At 63.5% G+C, this 25868-nt stretch carries 24 protein-coding genes; 18 read left to right on the top strand and 6 right to left on the bottom strand.

Going from position 1 to position 25868, the window contains the following annotated elements:
- The first annotated feature begins 1 nt into the window (after position 1).
- The 7 genes from A0O30_RS12605 (at position 2) to hpaI (ending at position 6687) form a co-directional block, all read left to right on the top strand.
- Entirely contained in the window at positions 2 to 766 is a 765-nt protein-coding gene (locus A0O30_RS12605) for a fumarylacetoacetate hydrolase family protein (protein ID WP_105946712.1), read from the top strand.
- A 5-nt stretch (positions 767 to 771) separates the two neighbouring features.
- Positions 772 to 2232 carry a 5-carboxymethyl-2-hydroxymuconate semialdehyde dehydrogenase gene (gene hpaE, locus A0O30_RS12600; RefSeq protein WP_105946794.1) on the top strand — a complete coding sequence of 487 codons (1461 nt, stop codon included), beginning with the start codon at positions 772 to 774 and terminating at the stop codon, positions 2230 to 2232.
- Positions 2233 to 2299: 67 nt separating this feature from the next.
- Complete coding sequence (gene hpaD, locus A0O30_RS12595) at positions 2300 to 3223, top strand: 3,4-dihydroxyphenylacetate 2,3-dioxygenase (RefSeq protein WP_105946711.1); 924 nt, start codon at positions 2300 to 2302, stop codon at positions 3221 to 3223.
- Between the two features lie 61 nt (positions 3224 to 3284).
- Entirely contained in the window at positions 3285 to 3689 is a 405-nt protein-coding gene (locus A0O30_RS12590; RefSeq protein WP_105946710.1) for a 5-carboxymethyl-2-hydroxymuconate Delta-isomerase, read from the top strand.
- A gap of 55 nt (positions 3690 to 3744) precedes the next feature.
- On the top strand, positions 3745 to 5052 hold the full coding sequence (locus tag A0O30_RS12585) for an MFS transporter (RefSeq protein WP_105946709.1): 1308 nt from the start codon (positions 3745 to 3747) through the stop codon (positions 5050 to 5052).
- A gap of 17 nt (positions 5053 to 5069) precedes the next feature.
- Positions 5070 to 5873 carry a 2-oxo-hept-4-ene-1,7-dioate hydratase gene (hpaH, locus tag A0O30_RS12580; RefSeq protein WP_105946708.1) on the top strand — a complete coding sequence of 268 codons (804 nt, stop codon included), beginning with the start codon at positions 5070 to 5072 and terminating at the stop codon, positions 5871 to 5873.
- A gap of 10 nt (positions 5874 to 5883) precedes the next feature.
- A complete protein-coding gene (hpaI, locus tag A0O30_RS12575; protein WP_105946707.1) occupies positions 5884 to 6687 on the top strand; it encodes a 4-hydroxy-2-oxoheptanedioate aldolase in 804 nt (267 codons plus the stop codon).
- Positions 6688 to 6825: 138 nt separating this feature from the next.
- Here hpaI and A0O30_RS12570 read toward each other — a convergent pair whose 3' ends face one another.
- Positions 6826 to 7755, bottom strand: coding sequence for a p-hydroxyphenylacetate 3-hydroxylase reductase component (locus tag A0O30_RS12570; protein ID WP_105946706.1), 930 nt, complete (start codon positions 7753 to 7755; stop codon positions 6826 to 6828).
- Positions 7756 to 7831: 76 nt separating this feature from the next.
- The gene (locus A0O30_RS12565; protein WP_105946705.1) at positions 7832 to 9001 is read right to left on the bottom strand and encodes a p-hydroxyphenylacetate 3-hydroxylase oxygenase component; all 1170 of its coding nucleotides are present in this window, start codon (positions 8999 to 9001) and stop codon (positions 7832 to 7834) included.
- A 202-nt stretch (positions 9002 to 9203) separates the two neighbouring features.
- On the opposite strand from A0O30_RS12565, the gene A0O30_RS12560 reads away from it, so the two are divergent.
- Positions 9204 to 9794 carry a TetR/AcrR family transcriptional regulator gene (locus tag A0O30_RS12560; RefSeq protein ID WP_105946704.1) on the top strand — a complete coding sequence of 197 codons (591 nt, stop codon included), beginning with the start codon at positions 9204 to 9206 and terminating at the stop codon, positions 9792 to 9794.
- Between the two features lie 11 nt (positions 9795 to 9805).
- Here the strand turns inward: A0O30_RS12560 and hpaR are convergent, their stop codons facing one another.
- Positions 9806 to 10228, bottom strand: coding sequence for a homoprotocatechuate degradation operon regulator HpaR (hpaR, locus tag A0O30_RS12555; protein WP_105946703.1), 423 nt, complete (start codon positions 10226 to 10228; stop codon positions 9806 to 9808).
- Between the two features lie 154 nt (positions 10229 to 10382).
- Here hpaR and A0O30_RS12550 point away from each other — a divergent pair, with 154 nt between their 5' ends.
- Positions 10383 to 11681 (top strand): FAD-binding oxidoreductase, encoded by a 1299-nt coding sequence (locus A0O30_RS12550; RefSeq protein ID WP_105946702.1) that lies wholly within the window; start codon positions 10383 to 10385, stop codon positions 11679 to 11681.
- Between the two features lie 30 nt (positions 11682 to 11711).
- On the opposite strand, the gene feaR is transcribed toward A0O30_RS12550, so the two are convergent.
- The 3 genes from feaR to A0O30_RS12535 all read right to left on the bottom strand — a co-directional run bounded on the left by feaR (position 11712) and on the right by A0O30_RS12535 (position 14819).
- Entirely contained in the window at positions 11712 to 12656 is a 945-nt protein-coding gene (gene feaR, locus A0O30_RS12545; protein ID WP_025752803.1) for a transcriptional regulator FeaR, read from the bottom strand.
- Positions 12657 to 12769: 113 nt separating this feature from the next.
- On the bottom strand, positions 12770 to 13342 hold the full coding sequence (locus A0O30_RS12540) for a DUF3156 family protein (protein ID WP_105946701.1): 573 nt from the start codon (positions 13340 to 13342) through the stop codon (positions 12770 to 12772).
- Entirely contained in the window at positions 13323 to 14819 is a 1497-nt protein-coding gene (locus A0O30_RS12535) for an APC family permease (protein WP_105946700.1), read from the bottom strand. Before A0O30_RS12535 ends, A0O30_RS12540 begins: the two co-directional genes overlap by 20 nt.
- Before the next feature lie 208 nt (positions 14820 to 15027).
- On the opposite strand from A0O30_RS12535, the gene A0O30_RS12530 reads away from it, so the two are divergent.
- From A0O30_RS12530 to A0O30_RS12490, 9 genes are all read left to right on the top strand, one after another.
- Positions 15028 to 16515, top strand: coding sequence for an aldehyde dehydrogenase family protein (locus tag A0O30_RS12530; protein WP_105946699.1), 1488 nt, complete (start codon positions 15028 to 15030; stop codon positions 16513 to 16515).
- Between the two features lie 178 nt (positions 16516 to 16693).
- A complete protein-coding gene (locus A0O30_RS12525; protein ID WP_105946698.1) occupies positions 16694 to 18004 on the top strand; it encodes a hypothetical protein in 1311 nt (436 codons plus the stop codon).
- A 146-nt stretch (positions 18005 to 18150) separates the two neighbouring features.
- Positions 18151 to 19368 carry a multidrug effflux MFS transporter gene (locus A0O30_RS12520; protein ID WP_105946697.1) on the top strand — a complete coding sequence of 406 codons (1218 nt, stop codon included), beginning with the start codon at positions 18151 to 18153 and terminating at the stop codon, positions 19366 to 19368.
- Positions 19369 to 19493: 125 nt separating this feature from the next.
- On the top strand, positions 19494 to 20633 hold the full coding sequence (locus tag A0O30_RS12515; RefSeq protein ID WP_105946696.1) for a tyramine oxidase subunit B: 1140 nt from the start codon (positions 19494 to 19496) through the stop codon (positions 20631 to 20633).
- Between the two features lie 32 nt (positions 20634 to 20665).
- Complete coding sequence (locus A0O30_RS12510) at positions 20666 to 21088, top strand: RidA family protein (protein WP_025752810.1); 423 nt, start codon at positions 20666 to 20668, stop codon at positions 21086 to 21088.
- Between the two features lie 54 nt (positions 21089 to 21142).
- Positions 21143 to 22438 (top strand): FAD-binding oxidoreductase, encoded by a 1296-nt coding sequence (locus A0O30_RS12505; RefSeq protein ID WP_105946695.1) that lies wholly within the window; start codon positions 21143 to 21145, stop codon positions 22436 to 22438.
- A gap of 151 nt (positions 22439 to 22589) precedes the next feature.
- Positions 22590 to 23309: a B3/4 domain-containing protein gene (locus A0O30_RS12500; RefSeq protein WP_158261457.1), complete on the top strand. Its 720-nt coding sequence runs from the start codon at positions 22590 to 22592 to the stop codon at positions 23307 to 23309.
- Between the two features lie 8 nt (positions 23310 to 23317).
- A complete protein-coding gene (locus A0O30_RS12495; protein WP_105946693.1) occupies positions 23318 to 24268 on the top strand; it encodes a LysR family transcriptional regulator in 951 nt (316 codons plus the stop codon).
- A gap of 186 nt (positions 24269 to 24454) precedes the next feature.
- Positions 24455 to 25867: an amino acid permease gene (locus tag A0O30_RS12490; protein WP_105946692.1), complete on the top strand. Its 1413-nt coding sequence runs from the start codon at positions 24455 to 24457 to the stop codon at positions 25865 to 25867.
- Position 25868 lies beyond the last annotated feature (1 nt).

Below are 25868 nucleotides of genomic sequence, written 5' to 3'. Positions count from 1 at the left end.
TGTGAAACACGCCCGTATCCAGTTCGACGGCCAGGTTCACGACGTTACCGTCGAAGACGATCACCTGCGCCTGGCCGACGGCCGCCTGGTCCATCAAAACCAGGTCACCTGGTTGCCGCCCGCCACCGGCAGCATGTTCGCCCTGGGCCTGAACTACGCCGACCACGCCAAGGAGCTGGCCTTCGCACCGCCCACCGAGCCCCTGGCCTTCATCAAATCGCCAGGCACCTACACCGGCCACAACCAGGTCACCTGGCGCCCGGACAACGTTGAATACATGCACTACGAGTGCGAGCTGGTCGCGGTCATTGGCAAGGCGGCAAAAAACGTCAAGCGTGAAAACGCCCTGGACTACGTAGCCGGTTACACCGTGTGCAACGACTACGCCATCCGCGACTACCTGGAAAACTACTACCGCCCCAACCTGCGGGTGAAGAACCGCGACGCCACCACCCCGGTCGGCCCGTGGATCGTCGATGCCGCCGATGTGCCGGACGTGAGCAACCTGAAGCTGCGCACCTGGATCAACGGTGAGCTGAAGCAGGAAGGCACCACCGCAGACATGATCTTCGACATCCCGCACCTCATCGAATACTTCTCCAGCTTCATGACCCTGCAACCGGGCGACATGATCGCCACCGGCACGCCGGAAGGCCTGGCCGATGTGGTGCCGGGCGACGAAGTGGTGGTGGAAGTGGAAGGCGTCGGTCGCCTGGTCAACCGCATCGTCAGCGAAGCTGACTTCTTCAAGAACAACAAGGCATGAGCAGCATGATCAAGCACTGGATCAACGGCCGTGAGGTCGAGAGCAAAGACACCTTCATCAACTACAACCCGGCCACCGGCGATGCCATTTGTGAAGTCGCCAGCGGCGGTGCCGAAGAAGTCGCCCAGGCCGTGGCTGCGGCCAAGGAAGCCTTCCCCAAGTGGGCCAACACCCCGGCCAAGGAACGTGCACGGCTGATGCGCAAGCTGGGTGAGCTGATCGACCAGAACGTGCCGAAACTGGCCGAGCTGGAAACCCTCGACACCGGCCTGCCGATTCACCAGACCAGGAACGTGCTGATCCCGCGTGCCTCGCACAACTTCGACTTCTTTGCCGAAGTGTGTACGCGCATGGACGGCCACACCTACCCGGTCGACGACCAGATGCTCAATTACACCCTGTACCAGCCAGTGGGTGTGTGCGGCCTGGTGAGCCCGTGGAACGTGCCGTTCATGACCGCCACCTGGAAGACCGCGCCGTGCCTGGCACTGGGCAACACGGCAGTATTGAAGATGAGCGAACTGTCGCCGCTGACCGCCAACGAACTGGGCCGCCTGGCGGTTGAAGCCGGCATCCCCAACGGCGTGTTGAACGTGATCCAGGGTTACGGCGCTACCGCCGGCGACGCGCTGGTCCGCCACCCGGATGTGCGCGCGATTTCCTTCACTGGCGGCACCGCTACCGGTCGCAAGATCATGCAGACCGCCGGCCTTAAAAAGTACTCGATGGAACTGGGCGGCAAGTCGCCGGTGCTGATTTTCGAAGACGCTGATCTGGAACGCGCACTGGACGCCGCACTGTTCACCATCTTCTCGCTGAACGGCGAACGCTGCACCGCCGGCAGCCGTATCTTCATCCAGGAAAGCGTGTACCCGCAGTTCGTTGCCGAGTTCGCCGCCCGCGCCAAGCGCCTGATCGTGGGTGACCCGACCGACCCGAAAACCCAGGTCGGCTCGATGATTACCCAGCAGCATTACGACAAGGTCACCGGCTACATTCGCATCGGCATCGAAGAAGGTGCACGCCTGGTCGCCGGTGGCCTGGAGCGCCCGGCCAACCTGCCGGCGCACCTGGCCAAAGGGCAGTTCATCCAGCCCACCGTGTTCGCCGACGTGAACAACAAGATGCGCATTGCCCAGGAAGAAATCTTTGGCCCGGTGGTGTGCCTGATCCCGTTCAAGGACGAAGCCGAAGCGCTGCAACTGGCCAACGACACCGAGTACGGACTGGCCTCGTACATCTGGACCCAGGACATCGGCAAGGCCCACCGCCTGGCACGCGGCATCGAAGCCGGCATGGTGTTCATCAACAGCCAGAACGTGCGCGACCTGCGCCAGCCGTTCGGCGGCGTGAAAGGCTCCGGCACCGGGCGCGAAGGTGGGCAGTACAGCTTCGAGGTCTTTGCAGAGATCAAGAACGTGTGTATTTCCATGGGTAGCCACCACATCCCGCGCTGGGGCGTGTGACCCACTTGCCACCGGGCCAGCGCCTGCGGGCCGGCCCGGCGGCCTCACAAGAATAAGGAGTCAAACCATGGGCAAGCTGGCACTCGCCGCCAAGATTACGCATGTCCCCTCCATGTACATGTCCGAACTGCCAGGCCCACGTCAGGGCTTTCGCCAGGCAGCCATTGACGGGCATTACGAAATCAGCCGCCGCTGCCGCGAGCTGGGCGTGGACACCATCGTCGTGTTCGACACCCACTGGCTGGTCAACGCCAACTACCACGTGCTCTGCGGCCCGCACTTCGAGGGCTTGTACACCAGCAACGAACTGCCGCACTTCATCAGCAACATGCCCTACGCCTTTCCCGGCAACCCCGAGCTGGGCAAATTGCTGGCCGAGGAATGCAACCGCTTCAACGTCGAGACCATGGCCCACCACGCCACCACCCTCGCCCCTGAATACGGCACCCTGGTGCCGATGCGCTACATGAACCAGGACCAGCACTTCAAGGTGGTCTCGGTTTCGGCACTGTGCACCTCGCACTACCTGGCCGACAGCGCCCGCCTGGGCTGGGCCATGCGCAAGGCGGTAGAAGACCATTACGACGGCACCGTGGCGTTCCTGGCCAGCGGCTCGCTGTCGCACCGCTTCGCGCAGAACGGCCAGGCGCCGGACTTCGCCACCAAGGTGTGGAGCCCGTTCCTGGAAACCCTCGACCACCGCGTGGTGCAAATGTGGCAGGACGGCGAGTGGGATGCCTTCTGCGGGATGCTGCCGGAGTACGCCGCCAAGGGCCACGGCGAAGGTTTCATGCACGACACGGCCATGCTGCTGGGTGCGCTGGGCTGGTCCGACTACGACGGCAAGGCTGAAGTGGTTACGCCCTACTTCGGCTCGTCCGGCACCGGCCAGATCAACGCGATCTTCCCGGTCACCCCTCAGGATGGCAAGTCCATCCCGGCGGCGCAGGCTGCCAACCCGGCTGCGGTGGTGTCCACCAGCCGCTTGTAACTCACCTGTCTGTGGCTGGCCGCCCACGGATGGCCAGCCGCGCCTCACCGAGGAAGCGCCCATGCCACACCTGGTTCTGCTCTACACCCCCGACCTGGAAACCGACGCCGACATCCCCGGCCTGTGCCGTGCCTTGGCCGACACCATGCTGGAGCAGCGCGATGCCGAAGGCAAAGCGGTGTTCCCCACCGGCGGCACCCGCGTGCTGGCCTACCCCGCCGCCCATTGCGCGGTGGCTGACGGCAAGGGCGATTACGGGTTCCTGTACGCCAACCTGCGCATGGCCACCGGCCGCAGCGCCGAGGTGCACAAGGCAGTAGGCGACAACCTGCTGGCGGTGTTGAAAGCCCGCCTGGACCCACTGCTGCAACAGCGCCCGATCGGCATCACCGTGCAGATCGACCACAGCACCGCCCAGGTCTACGACGCCAAGCACAGCACCTTGCACCCGCTGTTCAACCGCTAGCGCGCCGGTTCAAAACCACGCCCTCCCTGACTCATTACAGAACAAGTACAAAAACATGAGCACACTCGAACACGCCTCGCCGCGCGAGGCCCACGCTGAACGGGCCGACAGTACCCATCGGGCAGTCACCTGGCGGCTGATGCCGTTGCTGCTGGTGTGTTACCTGTTCGCCCACCTGGACCGCATCAACATCGGCTTCGCCAAGATGCAGATGAGCCAGGACCTGCACTTGTCCGACACCGTCTACGGTCTGGGCGCCGGGCTGTTCTTCATTGCCTATGCGCTGTTCGGCGTGCCCAGCAACCTGATGCTCGACCGCGTCGGCCCGCGCCGCTGGATCGCCTGCCTGATGGTGGTATGGGGGCTGTTGTCCACCAGCATGCTGCTGATCGAAAGCAGCAGCGCGTTCTACCTGCTGCGCTTTGCCCTGGGCGCGGCCGAGGCCGGGTTCTTCCCGGGCATTCTGGTGTACCTCAACCGCTGGTACCCGGCCGGGCGCCGTGCCCAGATAACCGCGCTGTTCGCCATTGCCGTGCCTTTGGCCGGGGTGGTTGGCGGGCCGGTGTCCGGGGCTATCCTGGCCTTCATGCACGACACCGCCGGCCTGCGTGGCTGGCAGTGGATGTTCCTGCTTGAAGGCGCGCCGGTAGTGCTGCTGGGCCTGGTGGTGCTGGCCGTGTTGCCGGAGCATTTCGAAAAGGTACGCTGGCTGGACGATCAGCAGAAAGCCACGCTGCGCGCCCAGTTTGGCGAGGAAGAGCAGCGCAAGCCGGTCACCTCGTTCAGCGCCATTTTCGCAAGCCCGGCGCTGTGGCTGCTTGTGGGGGTGTATTGCGCGGTGATGCTGGCGGTCAACACCCTGGCGTTCTGGATGCCCAGCCTGATTCACAGTGCCGGGGTGGGCAGCGATGCCAGCGTCGGCCTGCTCAGCGCCGTGCCATACCTGGCCGGCTGCGTGTTCATGCTGACCTGCGGCCGCTCCAGCGACCGCCTGCGCGAGCGCCGCTGGCACCTGTGCGTACCGCTGCTGATGGCCGCTGTCGGCATCGCCATTGCTGCAATTGCGCCAGAGCAGCCGCTACCGGTAATGGCCGGCCTGGTGCTGGCCGGCATGGGCGCCAGCGCCGCACTGCCGATGTTCTGGCAACTGCCACCGGCATTCCTCAACTCACGCACCCAAGCGACCGGCATTGCCCTGATCAGCTCGCTGGGCAGCATTGCCTCGTTCTTCACGCCCTACTTCATCGGCTGGGTACGTGACACCACCCACAGCGCCAGCCTGGCCCTGTACGTACTGGCCGTGTTCATCGCCCTGGGTGGCCTGCTGGTGCTGCGCACCCGGGCCGCCATCGTCAACCCTTGAATCAAGAGACCTCCCCCATGCTAGACAACGCTTTCATCCAGCACGCCGCCGAACGCCTCGACCAGGCCGAACGCAGCCGCGAGCAAGTGCGCCAGTTCTCGCTGGAACAACCGGCCATTACCATCGAAGACGCCTACACCATCCAGCGCGCCTGGGTGGCGAAAAAGATCGCCGCCGGCCGCAAGCTGGTAGGCCACAAGATCGGCCTGACCTCCCGCGCCATGCAGGTGTCGTCGAACATCACCGAGCCCGACTACGGTGCCCTGCTCGACGACATGCTGTTCGACGAGGGCAGCGACATCCCCTTCGAACGCTTCATCGTGCCGCGCGTTGAGGTGGAGTTGGCGTTCATCCTCGGCAAGCCGCTGAAAGGCCCGAACGTCACGGTGTTCGACGTGCTGGACGCCACCGAATGGGTGATCCCGGCACTGGAAATCATCGACGCGCGCATTCAGCAGGTCGACCCGCAAACCCAGGCTACCCGCAAAGTGTTCGACACCATTTCCGACAACGCGGCCAATGCGGGCGTGGTCATGGGTGGACGCGCCGTGCGCCCTACCGAGATCGACCTGCGCAAGGTGCCAGCCGTGCTTTACCGTAACGGCGTAATCGAGGAGTCCGGGGTCAGCGCCGCCGTGCTCAACCACCCGGCCAAGGGCGTGGCCTGGCTGGCCAACAAACTGGCCGCGTACGACGTCACCCTGCAACCTGGCCAGATCATCCTGGGCGGCTCGTTCACCCGCCCGGTCGCTGCGCGCCCTGGCGACACCTTCCACGTCGACTACGACATGCTCGGCTCCATCGCCTGCCGCTTCGTTTGAGGACCTGCCCATGGACATGCCCATCAATCACTTCAAGCAACGCCTGCGCAGCGGCGAGCCGCAGATCGGCCTGTGGCTCGGCCTGGCCGATGCCTACTGTGCCGAGCTGGCTGCCAATGCCGGTTTCGACTGGCTGCTGATCGACGGCGAACACGCGCCCAACGACCTGCGCGGCATGCTGGCGCAGTTGCAGGCGGTGGCGCCCTACCCCAGCCAGGCGGTAATCCGCCCGGTGATCGGTGATACCGCGCTGATCAAACAAGTGCTGGATATTGGCGCGCAGACGTTGCTGGTGCCAATGGTGGAAAGCGCTGAGCAGGCGCAGCAGCTGGTGAAGGCCATGCATTACCCACCCAAAGGCGTTCGCGGGGTGGGTAGCGCACTGGCGCGGGCTTCGCGCTGGAACAGCATCCCCGGTTACCTGGACCATGCGGATGAGCAGATGTGCCTGCTGGTGCAGATCGAGAACAAGGAAGGCTTGGCCAACCTGGACGAGATCGCTGCGGTGGAGGGTGTGGATGGCGTGTTTATCGGGCCTGCGGACCTGAGTGCCGCGATGGGCCACCGGGGCAATCCTGGGCACCCTGAAGTGCAGGCAGCGATCGAAGACGCCATCGTGCGTATTGGCAAGGCGGGCAAGGCTGCCGGCATTCTCAGCGCGGACGAGAAACTGGCGCGGCGTTACATCGAGCTGGGTGCGGCGTTTGTGGCGGTGGGAGTGGATACCACGGTGCTGATGCGCGGGTTGCGCGAGTTGGCGGGGAAGTTCAAGGATACCCCGGTCGTTGGCAGTGCCGGAGGGAGTGTCTACTGAGGCACTTTGGGGCTGCTGCGCAGCCCATCGCCGGCAAGCCAGCTCCCACAGGTACTGCGCAGCCCTTGAGCATTGTGCGGTCCCTGTGGGAGCTGGCTTGCCGGCGATGGGCCGCAAAGCGGCCCCAGCTTTTCAACTTCAGATATTGATTAGCGCCTTGAGCACAGTCTTGAAAGTATCCAGCTGCTCTTCACTGAACTGCCCAAACACCTTGTCCTGCTGTTCCCGGGCAATGGTCCACAAGGCCTCGGTCTCATCCACACCCTTCACCGACAACCGTACCCGCCCGTCGTCATCGGCGATCAGCCCTTTGCGCTTGAGGTTGGCCACAGCCTCCTCGATCTCCCGCACCGGCATCGCCACTTCCCGTTGCAGGTCGTTCAGGCTCAGTCCCGCATCGTTCTCCAGCACCATCAACATGCGCGCCTCACTGGTCCGCAGCCCGGTGCACAGTTGGCGTGGCTGGTAGTCAGCCTGGTACGCCCGCAATGCCTGGGTCATCAGGTAGTAAAGGTTGTGCTGCAAGCGGCCCTGGAAATGGCTGCTCGGTGCCTGCCCCTCTGCGCGCCGGGTCATGCGGGTATGCGGCAGCACCATGGAATAGGCGCCCTGGTGGTACAGCAGCGGCGAGCGGCCGAAATCGTCGAAGGCCACCACCTTACCCACCAGAATCCAGTGATCGCCACCGTCCAGCTGCTGGTACTTTTCGCACTCGAAGCGTGCCGCGCAGTCGGCAAACAGCGGCGCACCGCCTGCCCCCGTTTCGTAGTCGATACCGGCAAAGCGGTCTTCCTTCGGCCGGGCGAAGTTGTTGGACAGGTCGATCTGGTCAGCCGCCAGAATGTTCACGGCAAAGTGCGAGGCTTCTTCGAACACCTCATGGCTGGTCGAGCGCTTGTCGATGCTCCACAGGATCAGCGCCGGGTCCAGCGACACCGAGTTGAAACTGTTGGCAGTGACGCCGACCTTGCGGCCACTGGGGCCGGCGGCGGTCACCACGGTCACGCCCGTGGCGAAGTTGCCCAGGGCGCGGCGGAAGGCACGTGAATCGAAGGTTTCGTTGGACATGCAAAGCTCCCGGGCAGGCCTGGTAGCCTGCCCTGATTGTTGTTGTGCTTGTGGGGATGGTTACAACGCTGGCGGCTCAGACCATGGCCGGGTCGGGCTCCAGGCCCATCAGCTCACGGCCGAGGATTTGCGAACACACGTCGTAGTCGGTGTAGGCATGGGCACCGGTCATGTGCGAATCGCGGAACAGCCGCTGCAGTTCGTTGCTCTCGAACCAGGCGCCACCGCCCGCCGCTTCCATCAGCCGGTCGACGGCCTGGATGCACATCTTCACCGCATAGCCCTGGTTGGTGCGCCAGAACGCCAGCGTGGCCCGCGTGGGGTATTCATGGCGGGCGCTGTACTCGGCAATCTCGTCCCAGCTCTTTTCCAGCAGCGCGCGGGCAGCGGCCACCTGGTGGGTGGATTCGGCCAGGCGCATCAGCGCCGGGGTGGCGGCGCCAACGGCTGCACCGGTGTAGGCCCGCACGCGGTTACGGGTTTTCTCGCGGAACACCTCCAGCATGCGCTCGGCAACACCCAGGCTGACCGTGGAGAAGCCACTGGCGAAATACGGGCGGTACGGGGCGAAGAAAATCTTGCTGTCGGGGTACAAGCCAAAGCCTGCCGACTTGCCCTCCATCATGTCCTTGGCCTTCTGGATCCGATGCTCGGGCACGAAGGCATCGCGCACGATCAGGGTCTTGCTGCCACTGCCGCGCATGCCCACGGCATACCAGTCATCACGGATTTCATAGTCGCTGCGTGGCAGGATGGCAAAGCAGTAATCCTGGCTGCCTTCGGCATTCTTGCGGCGGAAACCGAGGATCGCCCATTCGGCGTGGTCGCAACCGGAACTCCAGCCCATCTCGCCGCTGAACGAAACCCCACCCTCGACCTCTTCGGTACGGCCGAACGGCGCGATACTGCTGCTGGCGGTGGCGTCCGGGTCGGCGCCCCACACTTCTTGCTGCAGCTTGGGCGAGAACATCGCCATCTGGTGGCTGTGGGTGCACAGCAGGCTCATGGCCCAGGCGGTGCTGGCACAGGCACCGGCCAGCAACGCGATGCACTGGGCGAATTCCGGCAGGGTGATTTCCATGCCACCGTAAAGTTTGGGCAAGAAAGCGCGGTGCATGCCGATGCTTTTCAGCAAGGCAATGTTCTCTGCCGGCACACTGCGGTCCTGTTCTGCGCGCATGGCGTTGGCGGCAATGGTCGGCAGGATGGACTTCAGGTCTTCCAGCAGCGGGTTTGGCTTTTTCATGAACGGTCTCTTTCTTATTGGATTCGAAGACGCGATCAGTATGTGAGCCGTAATTGGGCGGCGGAATGCACGTTACGAGGGGAACATTGTACTTTCCATGGCGAGGTCAAATTGCCCTGCGACAAGCATTGACCCGTGCATTTTCGATCACCACAATCCCCCCCTCAAGACGCGCGCGGGCCACCGCGCCCCTGACGGAGCGATGCAGTTGAAAGACCTTTCCCCTTCTGCGGTGCGTGTGTGCGATGCCGCCGTCGGCCATTTTGCCGAGTACGGCTACGACGCCTCTTCGCTGAACGAAATCGCCCAGCTGGCCGGCATGCGCAAGGCCTCCCTGTATGCGCACTTCGCCAACAAGGATGCCTTGTTCGTGGAAGTGTTCCAGCGGGCGCTGGTGCAGGAAACGGCCTTTGTCGAGCACGCCTTTGCCCAGGAAACCCGCGACGGCCTGGCACCCGGTCACTGGCTGGCCTTGCACCTGGCAGACCGTTATCGCGACTCGGCCGAACTGCGCTTTGTGCTGCGCACGGCGTTCCTGCCCCCGGCAAGCATCAAGCCGGTTGTTACATCGGGCTTCGAGCACTACCTGGACGGCATACGTGTGGGGTTCTGCCAGGCCCTGCAAGCTCGCCACGGCTGGGCAGAAAGCCGGCTGGCACTGTATGCCGATGCCTACCAAGGCATCATCGACAGCCTGTATGTGGAACTGATGTACGCAGGCCCAGGCGCCTATGAACGGCGCGCGGCAGCGCTGCTGAAAGTGCTGGAAGATTCGCTGTCGCTCAACCCCTGACGCCGGGTGAGTCAGGGTTTTATCTTTCTCATTTCATCCAGCAGCTGCATCAGCTGCTGCAGCTTGTCCTCGCCGAACTGGGCGATGATCTTGTCGTAGTTGCGCGCCATTTCCTCGCTCATCGCCAAGAACGCCTGCTGGCCGGCGTCCGTCAGGCTGATGAACACCCGGCGCTGATCGTCCGGCGACTTGCGCCGCCCCACAATGCCGTCGCGCTCCAGACGCTTGAGCACCCCGCTCATGCTGGGTTTGAGGATACACGCCAGTTCGGCCAGCTGATGGCTTTCCAGCTCACCTTGCTGACGCAGGATACGGATTACCCGCCATTGCTGCTCGGTCAGGTCATGGGCATTCAACGCCGGGCGGAAGAACGCCATGGTGGCTTCGCGCGCCTGCAGCAAGGTCAGGGTCAGGGAGGGTCTTGGTGTGGTCATGCGGGCTCGTGGGGCTGAGAATAGCAAACCGGCGAGTATGCCAGTGCACAATCATTAATACATTAATAGAATGGTTTCTACCCATTTCGTTGCAGCAACGCCCGGGCGCCCCTCGAAACGGCCATATCACCCTTTCAATTCAGCAGGCTGCGACATGATCACCCTCGAAAGCCCCACCTACTACTCGGCGACCAAGAAGTACAACCTGAGCTTCCCCACGCTGGAAAGCGACATCGAGGCCGATGTGGTGGTGATCGGTGGCGGCTTCTCTGGCATCAATACCGCACTGGAGCTGGCAGAAAACGGCGTGACCAATGTCGTCGTGCTCGAAGCCCGCTACCTGGGTTATGGCGGTACCGGGCGCAACGGCGGACAGATCATGGCAGGCATAGGCCACGACCTGGAGAAGATCCGCAGCAGTGTCGGCGACCAGGGTGTGAGGGACATTTTCGAGATCAGCGAACTGGGCGCCGGCATCATCAAGGCGCGCATCGCCCGCTACGCCATCGACGCCGACTTCTGCCACGGTTACGGGTACATGGGTTTCAACCGCCGCCAGGAACAGACCCTGCGCCAATGGGAAAAGGCATTCAAGGCGATCAACACACACAACGAAATCCGGTTTCTGGGCGGCAGTGAAGTGCGCCAGATCATCGGCAGCAATGCCTACAGCAGCGCCCTGCTGCACATGGGCGGTGGCCACGTACACTCACTCAACCTGCTGCTGGGCGAGGCACAGGCACTGGTCGGCCATGGTGCGCGCATCTTCGAACACAGCCCCGCTCTGGAAGTGACCTACGGCGAGCGCATCAAGGTGCGCACTGGCCGCGGCTCGGTACTCGCCAGCAAGCTGCTGTGGGCCTGCGACAGCTTCCTCAACAAGCTGGAGCCAGAACTGCACGCACGCACCATCAACACCTATGCCTTCCAGATGATGACCGAACCATTGGCGGACGAGCTGATCGAGCGCATCAGCCCGATTCGCGGAGCCTACAGCGATATTCGCCCGGTGATCGACTACTACCGGGTCACCCGCGAAAACCGGCTGCTGTTTGGCGCCGCCACGCCCTTTATCGAGCACTTCCCGCTGGACCTGAAGGCCTGGAACCGCACCCTGATGCTGAAGATTTTCCCCTACCTGAAAGACGTGCGCATCGACCTGGCCTGGGGTGGCCCGATGGCCACCAGTGCCAACCTGTTCCCACAGATCGGCACCCTCAGCAACCGGCCCAATGCCTTCTATGTGCAGGGCTATTCGGGCTTTGGCGTCACGCCCAGCCACATCATTTGCAAAGTCCTCGCCGAGGGCATGCAGGAAGGATCGAAGCGCTATGACCTGGTCAGCGCGGTCAAGCATGCGCGCATCTTCGGCAAGGACCATTTCCGCCCGCTGCTGCTCACCGCCGGCAAGACCGTGCACCAGCTGTCGGGCTACTTCAACGGCCGTCGCTGAACCTTCTGACAGCGAGTTGTTCGTCAAGCATTACCTGGCGGTAACCTGAGCCCGATAGTCCTTGGGCGAGCGCTCGAACTGCTTCTTGAACGAACGGCTGAAATGCGCCGAGTCGGTAAACCCCCACTTGTAGGCGATCGAGGTAATCGACTCGCCCTTGAAGAACGGGTTGGCCAGGTCATCGGCGCTGCGCTTCAGCCGTGCCCGCTGAATGTAGCGGCATACGCTATCGCCCTCCTCCTCGAACAGCCGGTACAGATGGCGAACCGAAATGTTCAGGCGCCCGGCCAGGCTGGAGGGAGTAAGCCCAGGCTGTGACAGCGACTCGTCGATCACCTGCTGCACGTAACCCCGCAGATTGGCGCCGCTCAAGGCCCCAAGATTACCCGGCGTTTCGCCATGGCGCTCGAAGCCTGGCTCCAGCAAGGCAACAAAAGCGGTCTGCAGCGCGTCACCCTGGGCACCATCACCGCTCACATTGCCGTCCTTGCACAGCTGGTCCATCAACACATGCAACATGCGCCCGCAGGCGTTGGTCGAGGAAATCTTGCCGAACATCGGGCCACTGCCCTGCACGTACTTGCGCACCTGCTCGCGTGACAGCGCCAACGAGACGTGCTCGATCAAGCCGCTGGGGGTGATCTCGCAACGCCCGACCGAATCCATCAGCAGCAACTCGCCCGGCGCCAGGCTGACCTGCATGCCGCCTTGGGACACGGTCGAGTGGCCCGCGCGCTGGCTCACCAGAAAGCAATGCTGGTCATCGTCGAGGGTGGGGTTTTCGCCCAGCCGGCGGATGTTGCCGGCGTTGGTGCGCAGGTTGGCCAGCGGCAAGCCGGCGCGGGAAAAGGTGGAAACCTCGCCAATGAACAGCGAGTGATTGGACGCAAGCTCCGTCTCGAAGCGGCCGCAGATCTGCTGCATGGCCGTGGTCCAGCGTTCCAGCCCCTGACGGTTGGATTGTTGAGTATGCATGGCTGCCCTCGACGCAGGATTTGTTGTTATGCGCACATTGTTAACATGTTATCTATGTGCGCACAACTGTCATCATTTGTCGGTAGACACAGCAAGGCGTATGCCAAGCGGTGTCAAAGAGCGGGTAGCAAGGTGCTGAAATGGGCCAGGCTGGCCATCAGATGCGCCCGTTGTTGCGGGCTGATCGAAATGTAGCGGCGAAACGCAGGCATGCGGTTCACCACTTCGCTGCCCCCCATGTGCTCCAGCGTCAGCAGCCACTGGCCCTCGTGGCAGGCCAGGGTCAGGCGCTTGAAGTCCAGCGGCATCAGTGCCGCCCGCAATGCGTCATGCTGTTGCAGGCCATCACGCAGCCGGGTGAAGCGCGCCTGGTCGCCCTTGCGGTATACACAGGTGAGGCCCGTGCGGCGCAACGCACCGGCATGGCGCACTTCAAGGCTCACATCGCCCCCTTGCCGGGCAGCGACCTGCAACTGGAACTCGCAGGTGACGATGTGCATCAGCAAGTGTGCCTCGACACGCTCATGCACCTCGGCCCGCCAGCCTTGAGCCGGGTCTTGAAACACCCCGGCCGACGCGATGCCCTGCTGCCCCAGGTTGCGCGCCAGACACACCAGCGTTGCCCCTGGGCGGTAGCCGGAAGGCGCCCGAGGCGCCAACAGCTGCTTACGCAAACTTTTGATCATGCACGACGTGCTCCACGGCATGGCCAGGCTCGGCGGCGAACTCCTTCTCAAGCACATCCTCCACCCGCACCGGCTTGAACGGGTTGACCTTCTGCACGCACAGCGTCCAGAACAATGCGTAGGCCGCAGTCGCCCCCAGCATGATGGCGAACGGCACATAGACGTCGGCGGGGTTCATGCCTGGCGGTGTGATGAACGCCATGCCGATCAGAATGCCCGTGCTGGAGACGATTTGCGGCAGCGGGAACAGCGGCGAGCGGTAGGCACGCGGCAGGTCCGGCCGGCGGATGCGCAGGATCACCACCGACAGCGTCACCAGCAGGTAGGCGGTGCTCCACGCACACACGGCGGCCAGCACCAGGTGCAGGATGTTGTCCGGGTTGCCGCCCAGGTACCACGCGTGCAGGCAAGGGATCAGCGCCACCACCAGGATGCACAGCAGCGGCGTCTTGAAGCGCGGGTGCAGGTAGGTGAATACCTTGGGCAGCGCGCCGTCGACCGCCATGCCATAGAGAATGCGCGGCACACCGGCCATCAGCGTGTTGATGGTCGCAGCGCCAGCAAACAGGAAACCAATGCCCAGCCACACCGGGCCGATATCACCCATCACCTGCTCGGCAAAGCGCGGGATGGCCATGGGCGTGTCCAGCAGGTGCACGCCGCTGGCGGCATCGAGCAGCACGTTTTCCACCTGGCGCTTCATCGCCGCACCGTAGATGAACATGCAGCTGGCCACGCCGAACAGCCCCAGTGCCATTGCACGCGGCAGCACCCAGGCCGAACGACGCAGCTCGGGCGCCAGAGGCGTGACGAACTCGCAGCCGACGAACATGAACATGGCCATGCCGATCAGCGACAGGATGGTCATCAGGTCAGTGCCCACCAGCGACACGCCGAACGGGCCGTCCAGCTCCACTGCCGGTGCTGCGATCAGGCCCAGCACACCGAACACCATCAAGGTGGTCCACATACCGAAGGTGAGGACCACTTCTGCACGGCTGAAGGCGCTGACGCCAAAGGCATTGAGCACCGCGAACGCCAGCACGAAGCACACCCCCAGCAGCCACGATCCGCCGGCGGATTCTGCCAGGGTGTTGAGGTGTTCGAAGTTCACCAGCGCCATCACGCCCGAGAGGATGGTTTCGGCGGTACCGGCAAACACATGCACGATCAGGTAGGCCGACAGCGTGCCGGTGATGGCGAAGAAGCGGCCCAGGCCGCAGTTGATGTAGTCGTACACCGAGCCTGTGGTCGGCAAGATCGACGCGGCCTCGGCGAAGGTGGTGGACTGCGCCAGCATCATCAGCGCGGCAATGACCATGGCCACGGCAAAGGCGCTGCCGCCGATGCCAAAGCCCATGGTCGCGGTGAGAATCACCGGGCTGGCCATGATCAGCCCGACAGTGCTGGCCAGTGCGGTGGGGAAACCGACCGTACCGCGGTTGAGGTGCTCGGTGAGCTTGTTATTGAGTGACATCGTTGTGCCCCGGCTTGTTTTTGTGGCGTTGAACGAGTGATTACTCTGCGCTGTGGGTGGCATTGCGTCTTGCCAATGGCTGCCGCCGGGTTTGTTGCTGCCTGCCAGCACCTGGCAGCCACAGTCATGCCGCTGTCACGCTGGCACAAGAACCGCTCTCGCCCGCTCACTAAGCTGCAGGCTTTGGCTTCCTGCCCCCGGAGTTTGCATGAGCGACATTACCCTCCTTCCTGCCGTCACGGCATTCCTGGCCCGCGAGCATGGCGTGTTCATCCACGGTCAGCACCTCGCCAGCCAATCGTCCGCGAAAGTTGCCGTGATCAACCCGGCCAACGGCCAGACCATCGCCCACATCGCCGACGCCAACCAGGCCGATGTCGACCAGGCCGTCAGCTCGTCGCGCCAAGGCTTCACAACGTGGTCGCGCACCAGCCCAGCCGCCCGCGCCGCCGTACTGTTCAAACTGGCCGACCTGCTGGAAGCCAACCGTGAAGAACTGGCGCAGCTGGAAACCTTGCAGTCCGGCAAGCTCATCGGCATCTCCCGCGCCTTCGAAGTAGAGCAGGCGGCACACTTCCTGCGCTACTACGCCGGCTGGGCCACCAAGATCACCGGGCAAACCATCACCCCGTCGCTGCCCTCGTTTGCGGGTGAACGCTACAGCGCCTTTACCCTGCGCGAACCGATCGGCGTGGTGGTGGGCATCGTGCCGTGGAACTTCGCCACCATGATCGCCATCTGGAAGCTGGCCTCGGCGCTCACCACCGGCTGCAGCATCATCCTCAAACCCAGCGAGTTCACCCCGCTGACGTTGCTGCGTATTGCCGAACTGGCCACAGAAGCTGGCCTGCCGGCCGGGGCGCTGAACGTGCTGACCGGTGGCGGCCTGGTGGGCAAGGCGCTGATCGAGCACGCGGGCACCGACAAGGTCTCGTTCACCGGCTCCGTGCCCACAGGTATCGCCGTCGGCCAGGCCGCCATGGGCGCCAAGCTGACCCGCGCGACGCTGGAACTGGGCGGCAAGAACGCAGTGGCCTTCTTGCCCGATGTGGCAACCGACAAGGCCGTTAACGGCATCATCGAAGCCGGCTTCCTGCATTCGGGGCAAATCTGCGCTGCGGGTGAGCGCTTCTACGTGCACCGCTCGCGCATCGACCCGCTGCTGGACGCCCTGTCCCAGCGCCTGGGCCAGCTGAAAATCGGCTCGCCGCTGGACGAAGCCACCCAGTTCGGCCCGGTGGCCAACAAACCACACCAGCAGAAGCTGGCCGAACTGTTCGCCATCGCACGCGCCGAGGGTAGCCAGATCATCCATGGTGGCAAGGTAGGCGATGGCCCGGGCTGCTTCGTCGAACCCACGGTAATCCTCGCCAGGTCGGCCAGCGACACCCTGCTCAATCAGGAAACCTTCGGCCCGGTAGCCACCTTCCTGCCCTATGACGACGAAGACGAACTGCTGCACCTGATGAACGCCTCGCCCTACGGCCTCAGCTCCAGCCTGTGGACCAACGACCTGGCCAAGGCCATGCGCATGATCCCGGAAATCCAGGCCGGCACCCTCTGGGTGAACATGCACACCCTGCTCGACCCGGCGGTACCGTTTGGCGGCATCAAGGCATCCGGCATCGGCCGCGAGTTCGGCTCGGCGTTCATCGATGACTTCACCGAACTCAAATCGGTGATGATCCGCTACTGACCCACCCCTTGGCCAAGGCGTGCAAGCGCCTTGGCAGCCACGAACAAGACCCCGCCCCACCGCACACGCCCTAATAGGCCATCGCCGCCAACCGCGATGGCCCCTCGCCAAGCCGAGGGTGCCCCCGAACAACAAAGGCCCCCCGTGAAGCGGGCCGAGAACAATCGAGGGATGTGTAATGGTCAAACCGCAAACGCTGTCCACCCTGGCACTGGCCACCTTGCTGGCCAGCCAGGCCGCGCAGGCTGTTGAGTTGTACGCAGACGACGACAGCCACCTGAACGCCGACATGCTGGCGGTTTGGGGCATGTTCAACAGCCGCAAGAACTACGACGGCACCCCGGGGGGATCAACCTGGCGCGAAGGCTTCATCAAGTATGGCCTCAGCGGTGACCAGGGCCTGGCCGGCAACGGCACACTGTATGGCAGCCTGAACTGGGTAAGCTCGGCCACCTGGGGCGATGGCGATGCAGCCGGCAACACCGACGGCTCCGAACGCACCACCAAGATCGAGGACGCCTTCCTCGGCTGGCGCTCGGCCGACCTGTTCCCCGTGCTGGGCAAGGATGGCGTGGATATTTCCACCGGCCGCCAGACCATTCGCCTGGGCAGCGGCTTCCTGATCAACGATGACGGTCCGAACCTGGGCAATGGCGTGGCAGAGGGTGCGCTGGACCGTGGTGGTGCCTACTACCTCGCCGCCCGCCACGCCTTCGACCGCACGGCGATGCTGCGCCTGGGTGGCAGCGAAGGTTTGCACGGCAGCCTGCTGTGGCTGAAATCCGACAACCGCGCCCAGGCCGAAACCGAACTGGCCGCTGGCACACTGGACTACACCCATGCGCTGGGCACCGTGGGGTTGACCTGGATCCACGGCATCGACGTCGCCGACCAGTGGGCCAGCGACTTCCAGAAGGCCCGTGAAGGCATGGACGTGTACAGCGTGCGCGGCGAAGGCAGTGCCGGCATCGACAATGCCAGTTTCGCCTTCGAATACGCCTGGCAGGACAAGACCGACGGCCCAGAGCAAGCCTGGTACCTGCAGGCCGGCTACACCTTCGCCGACCTGCCCTGGGCCCCCTCGATCACCTACCGCTATACCCGCTACTCGGCTGGCTGGGACTCGCTGTTCAGCGGCTTGTCCAGCGGTTACGGCACCTGGTTCCAGGGTGAAGTCGCGGCCAACTATGCCGGCCCCTTCAACAGCAACACCGGCATCCACCATGTGGGCGTGAAGGCGACGCCGCTGGAAAACGTTACGGTCGGCGCCCTGTACTTCGACTTCGACACCGTGCGCACCCGCGACAGCCTCAATCTCGATGCCCGCGAGCTGGACCTGTACGTGGAATGGGCGGTCAACGAACACCTGATCATCAGCCCGCTGGTGGGCCTGTACCAACCACGCAAGGACGAGCGTAACGGTGGCAACCAGGTGGGGGGAAATGGCACCAATGTGTACAGCCAGTTGACCGTGGCCGTGCCGTTCTGAACCACATGGCTTGAAGCACATGGCTTGAAGCACATGCGATCGATGTGGGAGCGCGTAGTTTCCTGAGGGGTTTGACCTTGCCTGGCCTGGCGAATAATATTCGCCAACCTACCGACCGGTAGGCGAAAAATCAGCCAGAGAAAACCATGCAAGCAGATCCCTCCCCCCCAATACGCTTCAGCTTCGCCCTGGGCCTCGGCCTGGTCGGTGCCCTCGGCCCTTCCGCTGTCGACATGTACCTGTCGAGCCTGCCGGAAATCGCCAGCCACTATCAGGCAAGCTTCACCCGTGTGCAGCTGACGCTCACCTTCTTCCTGCTGGCCATGGGCGCCGGCCAGTTGATCTTCGGCCCCATCGTCGACGCCTATGGCCGGCGAAAACCGCTGCTGGCCGGCCTGCTGCTGTTCATCCTCTGTTCGCTCGGCGCAGCCGCAGCCCCCAGCCTCGATACCCTGATTGCACTGCGCTTCTTCCAGGGCCTGGGCAGCGCACTGACCCTGGTGGTGATCATGAGCATGGTCCGTGACGTGAGCCAAGGCGTTGCCGCGACCAAGCTGTTCGCCCTGCTGATGACCATCGAAGGCGTTGCACCGATCCTGGCACCTGCCTTGGGCGGCGTGATCGATGCGCACTTCGGCTGGCGGGCAGTGATGCTGGTACTCGCCGGCATGGGTCTGGCGGTGCTGGTCAACAGCTTGCTGAACCTGCCGGAAACCCTGCCCCTCAGCAAACGTGCTCCCCTGCACCTCGGCCACGCCTGCCGCACCTACCTGGCCATCCTCGTCGACCGCCGCTTCCTGCGCCCGACCCTGGCCGTGGCTGCCGTGTTCTTCTTCCTGTTCGCCTACATCGGCGGCGCCACACTGGTGTACCAGGCCCACTACGGCCTGAGCGCCCAGGCCTTCGGCCTGCTGTTCGGTGCCACCGGGGTGTCGATCCTGTTCGGCGCCATGGCCGCAAGCCGCCTGATCGGCCGTCTGGGCCTGAACAACCTCACCCGCCTGGGCGTGCTGTGCATGGCTGGCGGCGCCTGCATCAGCCTGCTCGGTGCGCTCACTGGCCTGGGGCTACCGGGAGTGGCTGGCGGCATGGTGGTGGCGCTGTTCGGTTTAGGTATCGCCGAGTCGACGCTGATGTCATTGGTCATGGCTTCGCAAGACAAGGCTTTGGGCTCCACCGCAGCTCTGCTGGGCGCCATCCAGCTGTCGGTGTCGGCCAGCGCTGCCCCGCTGGCCGCCGTGGTACTCGGCCACGGTCCCACCGCATGGGCCGCGCTGCTCGCCCTGTGCACCCTGGTGGTGTGCCTGCTGACGGCCCTCAGCTTGCGCGACACCCCCGCCAGCTTCTCGCTCGCTGGCCATTGAAGCCCTGGCACTGACGGTCAACTCGGCTGGCAGGCAGGCACAAGACGACCTACCAGTCGTTAGCGAAACTGGCTGCCACGTCACCAACAATAAATCCGACGGCAGCCAGCCCCGCGAGACCCGCCATGACCCCCGATACCAGAATTGATTTCATCTACCTGTCCGAACAGGACATGATCCGCGCCGGCGTGACCGACATGCCCGCCTGCGTCGACACCATGGAAGAAATGTTCGGCCTGCTGTACCAGGGCGACTACCGCATGGCCGGCCCGAACAGCGACTCGCACGGCGCGATGATCACTTTCCCCGAGCACTCGCCGTTCCCCACCATGCCCAAGCCCACCGCCGACCGGCGCATGATGGCGATGCCGGCGTACCTGGGCGGCAACTTCCAGACCGCAGGTGCCAAGTGGTACGGCTCGAACATCGCCAACCGCGAAAAGGGCCTGCCGCGCTCGATCCTGATGTTCACCCTCAACGATGCCGACACCGGCGCTCCGCTGGCGCACATGTCGGCCAACCTGCTGTCGGCCTACCGCACCGGCGCCATCCCGGGTGTGGGCGCACGCCACCTGGCACGCAAGGACGCCAAGGTCATCGGCCTGGCCGGCCCGGGCGTGATGGGCAAGACCACGGTCGCCGCGTTCATGGCCGTCTGCCCGCTGATCGACACTCTCAAGCTCAAGGGCCGCGGCCAGAAGAACCTGGATGCCTTCGTTGCCTGGGTCAAAGCCACTTTCCCGCAAATCACGACGATCCAGGTGGTTGAAACCCTGGAAGACGTGGTACGCGGCTCCGACCTGGTCAGCTACTGCAGTTCGGGCGAAGTCGGTGACCCCAGCCAGTACCCGCTGGTACGCCGTGAGTGGGTCAAGCCCGGCGCGTTCCTGGCCATGCCGGCGCCGTGCAGCATCGACGCCGGCATGGAGCAGGAGGACGTGCGCAAGGTGGTGGACAACACCGGCCTGTACGAAGCCTGGTTCGCCGAGTTGCCCAAGCCCGCACACAACCACGTACCGCTGGTTGGCGTGCGCTTCATGGACATGATTGCCGAAGGCAAGCTGGCCGCCGAGCAGGTGGAGGACATCGGCAAGATCATCAGCGGCGATGCACCAGGGCGCCTGCACGACGACGAAATCATCCTGATGTCGGTCGGCGGCATGCCCGTCGAGGACGTGGCCTGGGGCACCGTGGTGTACCGCAAGGCGCTCGAACAAGGCATCGGCGTAAAGCTCAACCTCTGGGAAACCCCCGTTCTCAGCTGATCCCTCCACTACCGGATAACAAGGCAAAACCCATGACACAGATCACCAAACTGAAAACCGGCTCCAGGTTCGAAGACATGGCCAGCTACTCCCGCCTGGTGGCGGTGGACAACTGGATTCACGTCTCCAACACCGCCGGGCGCAACCCGCAGACCCAGGTCATCCCGGAGGATGTGATCGAGCAGACCCACCAGGTGTTCGCCAACATCGAAACCGCCCTGGCCGCGGTCGATGCCAGCCTGGCTGACGTCATCAACTCACGCGTGTTCATCCAGGACCCGGCCGATGTGCCACGGGTAATGGACGTGATCGGTGAGAAGTTCCGAGGTATCGACCCGGCCACCACGGTCACCTGCCCGCCTCTTGGCTCGACCGTGTACAAGGTCGAGCTGGAAGTCACGGCCTATCGCGGCGCGGGGCAAGCACACGTGACCATGATCCGCCTTGGCCAGTAAAGGCTCTGGCTGCCCCTGAGCACTCCCCCTGTCTGACCTGCATCGAGTAAAGCCATGTCTCCCACGATCGCCCCTGTGCAAACCAGCGCCCGACACCCCGACGCCACCACTGTGGTCATCATCGGCGGCGGCATCATCGGCCTCACCGCCGCATTGACCCTTGCCGAACGCAACATCCCGGTGGTGGTGCTGGAAAAGGGGCGCATCGCTGGCGAACAGTCGTCCCGCAACCTGGGCTGGGTACGCAAGACCAACCGCCACGCCCACGACATCCCCCTGGCGCTGGCGGCCGACCGGCTGTGGGCCGAAATGCCGGCACGGGTGGGCAGTGACGTCGGCTATCGCCAGGCCGGCATCATGTTCATCGGCCGCAACGACACGCAGATGGGCATGCATGAAGGCTGGCTGAAAAGCGTCGAAGCGCTGGGCCTGGACTCGCGCTTGCTGAGCGCGCGTGAAATTGCCCAGATGGTGCCGGGTGGCCGGGCAGACTGGGCGGGCGGCATCTTTACCCCATCGGACGCACGCGCCGAACCCACCCTGGCCGCCAGCGCCATTGCCCGTGCGGCAATGGCCAAGGGCGCGGTGGTGGTAGAGCACTGCGCAGTGCGCACCCTGGTCACCGCTGCTGGCCGAGTCAGCGGCGTGGTCACCGAGCAGGGCGAAATCCGCTGCGACCAGGTGTTGCTGGCCGGGGGCCTGTGGTCACGCAAGTTCCTCGGCAACCTGGGCATCAACCTGCCAACCTTGCCGCTGACCTGCTCCGTGCTGCGCACCGAGCCCATGGACGGGCCCACCGACATCGCCGTCGGTGCACCGGACTTTTCCTTCCGCAAGCACAAGGACGGCGGCTACATCATCACCCAGCGCGGCGCGCTGGATGCCTTCCTGACCCTGGACCACTTGCTGCTGGGCAAGCGTTACCTGCCCCAGTTGCGTGCCCAGCGGGACTTCCTGCGCATCAGCTTTGGCAAGTACTTCTTCAAGGATCTGGCCCTGGCCCGGCGCTGGAAAGCCACCGATGTCACCCCCTTCGAGCGCATACGGGTACAAGACCCGCACGCCAACCCGGCACTCAACGACGAAGCCATGCGCAACCTCAAGGCGGCCTGGCCCGTGTTCGAACAGGCCCGTATCGCCAGCGCCTGGGCTGGGACCATCGACGTCACCCCCGACTCCAACCCGGTGATCGGCCCGGTGGCCAGTCTTCCGGGCCTGACCCTGGCCACCGGTTTTTCCGGGCATGGCTTCGGCACCTCGCCTGCGGCCGGCCAGCTGGCAGCGGACCTGGTATCCCAGGCCACTCCGCTGATCGACCCCGCCCCTTACCGCTTCGAACGCTTCGCCTGACACCTGCGGGAACGGGCTCATCTGCAGCAGCCGTTCCCGACTATCCAGTTTACGCATAGTTGCATCCCAGTCCTTGGGGCCGATTGCCCATGGCGCCGGTGCTATATTCGGGGCCTCAGACAAGTGGTCCATGTCCCGAACAGGAGCAAGCGTGAATTCTTTCACCTACACCATCAGCCCGGACGTTTTTGCCGATCATCCGCACTACCTGCGCGGAGTGCTCGTCTTCAAGCACCTGGACAACAGCCAAACCCACGAAGCACTGACTGCCCAGCTCCGGCAGGCCGAAAACCAGCTGCGCCAGCGCATTACCGGCAACCCGGCCGAATACCCCAATATTGCCGCCTGGCGTGACGCCTACCGCCAGTTCGGCGCCAAGCCTTCAGAGCACCGTAGCTCGATCGAGGCCCTGGGCCGGCGCGTGCTCAAACCCGACAACCTGCCCGACATCAACCCCTTGGTCGATATCGGTAACCTGGTGTCCCTGCGTCACGTGCTGCCAGCCGGCGTCCACCCGGTAGGCCCTCAGTCGAAGCGCCTGGCGTTGCGCAAGACTCAAGCCGATGACCGCTTCCTCGCCACACCCGGTGAGGAACCAGAAGCCATCCAGCCGGGCGAAATCGTGCTGGCTGCAGACAGCCGCGTACTGACCCGCCGCTGGACCTGGCGACAGGCCGGTGATACCCGCACCCTCGCCGATACCGATTGCGTGTTTTTCGACATCGATGGCCTGCCTCCGGTATCGCGGGAAACCGTCAACGCCGCAATGGCCGATATCGTCGAGCTGGTGACCACCTACTGCGGCGGCCAATGCGTCGGGCAAGCGATCCTCGATGTCAAACAGCCCACCTTCACAGTCAGTCTTGGCTGAGCCCGCCAATGAACAGTGCCTTCAGCAACCTGAGCATTTCGCAACTGACGGCACTGTTGACCATCCTGGAACTGCGCAACCTCAGCCAGGCCGCCCTCCGTCTGGGCACCAGCCAGTCGGGCGTCAGCCGCCACCTGGCCCAGTTGCGCGACGCCTTCGCCGACCCGCTGATGATCCGCCAGCAACGCGAATATGTGCTGACCGAACGCGGTGAAGCCTTGGTGGAGCCAGTGCGCACCCTGCTGGAAAGGCTTCAGGAAATGAGCCGGCCCACCACCTTCACCCCGCAGGCCTGCAACCGACGCTTTCGCCTGGCCGGTTCCGACTACGTTGCCCAACACATCCTGCCAGGGTTGCTTGAGCACCTGGCAACAGTCGCGCCACAGGCCGACGTGGATTTTCGCCTGTGGCAACCCGACCGTTTCGACTGGCTGGCCACAGGTGAACTGGACATCGCCGTCAGCATGCTGCAGGACACGCCGGCGGCCTATCACGGCAGAATCATTGGTGAAGACCGGGCCGTTTGCTGCATGCGCGCCAACCACCCACTGGCCACGCGAACGGCACTGGGTATCGACGATTACCTGGCATGGAGCCATGTGAAGATCACCACTGGCGGAGACAAAGATGGCTTCCTCGACGCCTACCTGCGCAGGCACAGCCTGCAGCGCAACCTGAAACTTTGCGTACCGTTCTACTCCGCAGCCCTGGCCGTGCTTGGGACCAGTGACATGCTGCTGATGCTGCCCGAACACATTGCCCGAAAATGGTCAGCACAAGACGCTGTCTGCTACCGCCCACTCGACTTCATCGAACACCAGTTCCGTTATTGGGTGGTATGGCACAGCCGCACGCACAGCTCGCCGGAACAAGCGTGGTTCCGTCGCCTGGTGCACACACATTGCCAGCAGTCGCAGTCGTTGCGCCCTGACAACAGCCACTATCCAGTCTCTGCATAATTCACTTTCAGAAACCGGAATTCACATTAAGCCGATAACTGTTAACTTGTTAACCAACGCGGTGGCACGTTAAACACACGACACCTCGCCTAACAATAATATCGCGCGCAAGCCCCTATTATTCTGCCAAATCATTCTAGTGCGCGAGAAGGCATTCGCGCACCTGAAACAATCGAGAATAAAACGATGAGCAGAACAGAAAGTACCGAACCTACATTCGAGCGAAATCTTTCAAACCGACATATACAAATGATCGGCCTGGGCGGGGCCATCGGCACTGGCCTCTTCCTTGGCAGTGCGGGGGTTATCAAGTCTGCTGGCCCAAGCCTGCTGGTGGGTTACATGATCGCCGGCCTTATTGCATTCCTTATCATGCGCCAACTTGGCGAAATGCTGGTTGATGAACCGGTTTCCGGCTCCCTCAGTCATTTCGGCAATAAATACGGCGGCGGTTTCATGGGCTACCTCACCGGCTGGAACTATACCGTCACTTACTTCCTGGTCGGCATGGCCGAACTTACCGCACTGGGCAAATACATGCAGTTTTGGTGGCCCGAACTTCCCACGTGGGCAACCGCCGGTTTTTTCCTGCTGCTGATCAGTGGCATCAATACCCTCAACGTGAAAATCTACGGCGAGTCGGAGTTCTGGTTCGCCATCATCAAGGTCGGCGCTGTACTGCTGATGATCGTGATGGGCGCCTGGTTCCTCTTCGGCCCACATACGCCACCCCAGGCAACCATCGCCAACCTGTGGAGCCACGGCGGCTTCATGCCCAATGGCTGGCAGGGCTTGATCATGGCGCTGCCACTGATCATGTTCGCCTTTGGCGGCCTGGAGTTCATCGGCTTTACCGCTGGGGAGGCGCGCGAGCCGGGCAAAACCATCCCGCGTGCGATCAATGCCGTGCTCTATCGCATCGGCCTGTTCTACGTCCTGGCCTTGGCAGTGCTGCTGGCGCTCACCCCGTGGGACAACCTGGTCGCATCGCTGAGCGCGGCGGGAGACCCCTATAGCGCCAGCCCGTTCGTCAAGATACTGAGCTTGCTCAAGGTGGATTACGCCGCCCATGCGCTGAACTTCGTCGTGCTTACCGCTGCCCTTTCGGTCTACAACGCAGTGGTGTACTGCAACTCCCGCCAGTTGCACGCCATGGCACGACAAGGCCATGCACCACGTGCCCTGGTCAAGCTGAGTGATCGGCGCATCCCCATCAATGCCCTGCTGCTCACCGGCCTGGTGACAGCGGCTGCGGTGGTGCTCAACTACCTGTCCCCCGATGGCGCCCTGGAAACCCTGATGTCGCTGGTAGTGGCGACCACCATGATGAACTGGGCGCTGACCAGCGTCATCCACCTGAAATTCCGCAAGGCCAAACGCGAGGCCGGGCAACCGACCGCCTATCACTCGCCGCTGTACCCGCTGACCAACTACCTGTGCATCGCCTTCATTGCCGGCCTGTTGCTGATCATCGCCTTCATTCCGGGCATGCGCATTTCCGTCCTGCTCATCCCCTGCTGGCTGTTGGTCATGGCCATCACGTATCAAAAAGTCAAAAACAGCCCCGCTGCCATTCACCCCGTTTCCAGCAACGCCTGAA

The organism is Pseudomonas sp. LLC-1, assembly GCF_002992185.1.
GTDB lineage: Bacteria > Pseudomonadota > Gammaproteobacteria > Pseudomonadales > Pseudomonadaceae > Aquipseudomonas > Aquipseudomonas monteilii.
This window is presented reverse-complemented; position numbering and strand designations above follow the sequence as displayed.